Source organism: Synechococcus sp. Cruz CV12-2-Slac-r (genome assembly GCF_024346075.1).
In the GTDB taxonomy this organism is placed as follows: domain Bacteria; phylum Cyanobacteriota; class Cyanobacteriia; order PCC-6307; family Cyanobiaceae; genus Synechococcus_D.
In genome coordinates this window covers 1-2,964 of the sequence record NZ_JAGQEK010000186.1, presented here as the reverse complement: position 1 = coordinate 2,964, position 2,964 = coordinate 1, and the positions used below count along the sequence as shown (strand labels likewise).

Annotated in this window: 4 protein-coding genes; 2 read left to right on the top strand and 2 right to left on the bottom strand. The window is 39.8% G+C overall.

What is annotated here, in order from left to right; genetic code table 11:
* On the top strand, positions 1-224 hold a 224-nt coding region (gene bioD / locus KB557_RS10350; protein WP_255133933.1), incomplete at its 5' end, for an ATP-dependent dethiobiotin synthetase BioD.
* Here bioD and KB557_RS10345 read toward each other — a convergent pair.
* The gene (locus KB557_RS10345; protein ID WP_255120546.1) at positions 204-1,172 is read right to left on the bottom strand and encodes an SMP-30/gluconolactonase/LRE family protein; all 969 of its coding nucleotides are present in this window, start codon (positions 1,170-1,172) and stop codon (positions 204-206) included. The two genes, bioD and KB557_RS10345, sit on opposite strands and share 21 nt — an antisense overlap.
* A gap of 35 nt (positions 1,173-1,207) precedes the next feature.
* Positions 1,208-1,984: an SDR family NAD(P)-dependent oxidoreductase gene (locus KB557_RS10340; protein WP_255120547.1), complete on the bottom strand. Its 777-nt coding sequence runs from the start codon at positions 1,982-1,984 to the stop codon at positions 1,208-1,210.
* Between the two features lie 157 nt (positions 1,985-2,141).
* Here KB557_RS10340 and KB557_RS10335 point away from each other — a divergent pair.
* The coding region (locus tag KB557_RS10335; protein WP_255133931.1) for a DMT family transporter at positions 2,142-2,964 on the top strand (823 nt) is incomplete at its 3' end.

Below are 2,964 nucleotides of genomic sequence, written 5' to 3'. Positions count from 1 at the left end.
TTGATCAAGTTAAGGCATGGAATTTACCAGTAGTGCTTGTTGCGCGATCTGGGCTTGGCACCTTAAACCACACACTATTATCAATAGAGGCGCTCGAAAATAGAAATATAAAAGTAGCAACACTAATACTTAATGGGGAGAAGCACAAAGAGAACTACAACACATTAGTAACAATGGTGAAGTCAAGTATAAGCATAAAAGTATTAGAGATCCAGCCTATATAACTTGGTTTCACCCATAACATATGCACCATTAGGAGCTAGAGCAAAATTGCTAACACCACCAGGTACAGGTATTACAGCCAAAGGTGTGCCATCTTTATCAAATACCTCAAGACCTGCTCCGGTACCCGTCCAAACCCTACCAAGTTGGTCAACTTTAATGCCATCAGGAATACCCTTCGTTACCACACAAAAAACAGATCTCTGAGATGCAAAAATACCATCAGGTGTAGAAGTAACTAAAAAACGGTATATAGTGCGAGGCAGAGAGCTATTACGCGCACCGTTGCCAGAAATATAACCAGAATCAGTTACATATAAATATTTAAAATCCAAACTAAAAGCTAAGCCATTCGGCTTAGCAAAACCATCAATCAATAAGCGCTGCAAGCCATTAGATGGATGATAACGCCATACCCAATTTCCGATCGTTGGCTTTGGACGAAAACCCTGTTCATATCCATATTGAGGATCTGTAAACCAAATGGAGGAATCAGGGGCCTGAACAACATCATTAGGACTATTAAACTGATAGCTAGAATAGCCAGTTGTGAGCAATTTAACATTGCCAGTAAATGGGTTGTACTCTGCTAGGCCAGCAGGTTTAAATTTATTACCTTGCATAGTTACAACAATATTTCCATTGCTTAAACGAAAAGCTCCATTTGCCATTGGGATAGAGCCCGTTAAACCCAAATCACGGGTAGAACCATCTTGGATGTTGTAACTAGAAGCAACAACATATTGAGATCCATCCGAACGATATAAACGATTGGAAGTAAAAAATAATTGATTTAATTCAGGTATTAAAACTGGGCCTTCATGGGCGAGTGGCCTTGAGTAAGAAGAAAGTAATTTTAACTTTGCATTAACTAAACTAGCTTCTTGCGCAAAGACTGATCCAGAAATTACAAAAAAGAATGCTATAATAAAACGAATTGAAAAGCCCATAATGGTGTTTTTGGTAAAAAATTCAAAAAGATAAATTACAGTCCGGGGCTAGACTGCATAATACCGCCATCAGCAAAAATTGATGTGGCTGTTATGTAGCTAGCGGAATCACTGGCCAAAAACGCAACAACTGCAGCGATTTCGCTAGGCTCAGCCATCCTGCCCATGGGAATAGCAGAATTTAACTTCGCCAAAAGCTCTGGGTTATTAATTGTTGGTGCATTAATAGGTGTATTAACAGCACCTGGGCCTACATTAACAACGGTAATACCATGGGGGGCAAGTTCAACACCAGCGGTACGTGCAAGCATGCGAACACCACCTTTAGCTAAGCAATAGGCTGTGTTATTGGGCATAGGCCAATCTTCATGAACAGAAGAAATATTTATCACCCTACCACCGCCCCCTTGGGCAATCATCTGCTTAGCTGCAAATTGAGTGCCAAAGAAACAACTTTTCAAATTAACGTTTAAGACCTTATCATAATCTTCCGCAGTAGTATCTAAAATGGAAGTACGAGTTTCGAGACCTGCATTATTCACCATCACATCAAGGCGACCATAGGTTTTAACGGCAAGATCTACAACTCCCTGAAGAGAGTCTAGGTTGGTAACATCAGCTTGGGCGCCAATAGCAACTCCACCTGCCTCTGAGATCTCAGAGAGAATAGCTTCTGTTAAATCAGGGTGAGAGCGGTAGTTTATTACAACGCTAGCGCCACGGTGAGCAAGCTCCAGGGCGACTGATTTACCAATGCCGCTATTAGCACCAGTTACTATGGCAACCTTACCTTTCAAAAACTGTTCAGTCATTGGGAACAGGAACAAAACATGGATATATAAAACTTAGTAGGAGAAGCGCGAACAAGTCAATGGAATAGCAAAATATGATGGAATGCACACATCTCAAGCGATCTGTTGTCGAACATCTAGAACAAGCTAGTATGGAATAAGATTAAATAATTGAGCAATGTCAGAAAAAGTCAAAGAATCTCTGCTCCTTGGCTCTATATTTCTTGTGCTAGCTTTTCTAGCAAACACAATTCAAAGCGTCTTTGGCAAATTCCTTGAAGCACAATTAAGCGTTGAGATGTTCACGTGGGTTACATTTGTGAGTGCCTTAGTAATTTTAATACCCATTGTTGCGGCCAGAGGGTTTAAGGATCTCAAAACAGAAGTAATTAAAACTCATCTTGTAAGAGGTGGAACTGGCATAGCAGGATTTCTACTTTTTATTGCTGCTGCTCAGCTAACGAGCCTAGTAAATGCAAATGTCTTGCTCAATACAACCCCAATTTTCATACCAATATTAGCATTAATATTTTTAAAAACTAGAATTAATCGTCAGTTGTGGATAGCAATTGGGCTTGGATTTGCCGGTATGGTTATTATAGTAAAACCAGACGCAACCATATTGACCAATCCAGGAAATATTTTGGGTTTAGCGGCTGGATTCGTAACGGCAATTGAATTTTTGGCAGTTAAGAAATTGGATGAAACAGATTCACCTATAACTCAAATGTTTTACTTTCTACTAATAGGTTCAATTTTATCAACAGTATTAGTATTGGGTAAATTGCAGCCCATAAATCACGAGCAAGCACTAATAATGCTTGCAACAGGCGGCTGCCTTGTTTGCTTTCAATTTCTATTAATTAAAGCATACACCTATGCCAAACCCCATGAAATAGGAGCATTTCAATACAGTTCGGTTGTATTTGCGGCCTTACTCGGATGGATAATCTTCAAGGAGCAACTAGACCTTGGCACCATAATTGGAACATTACTTGTTT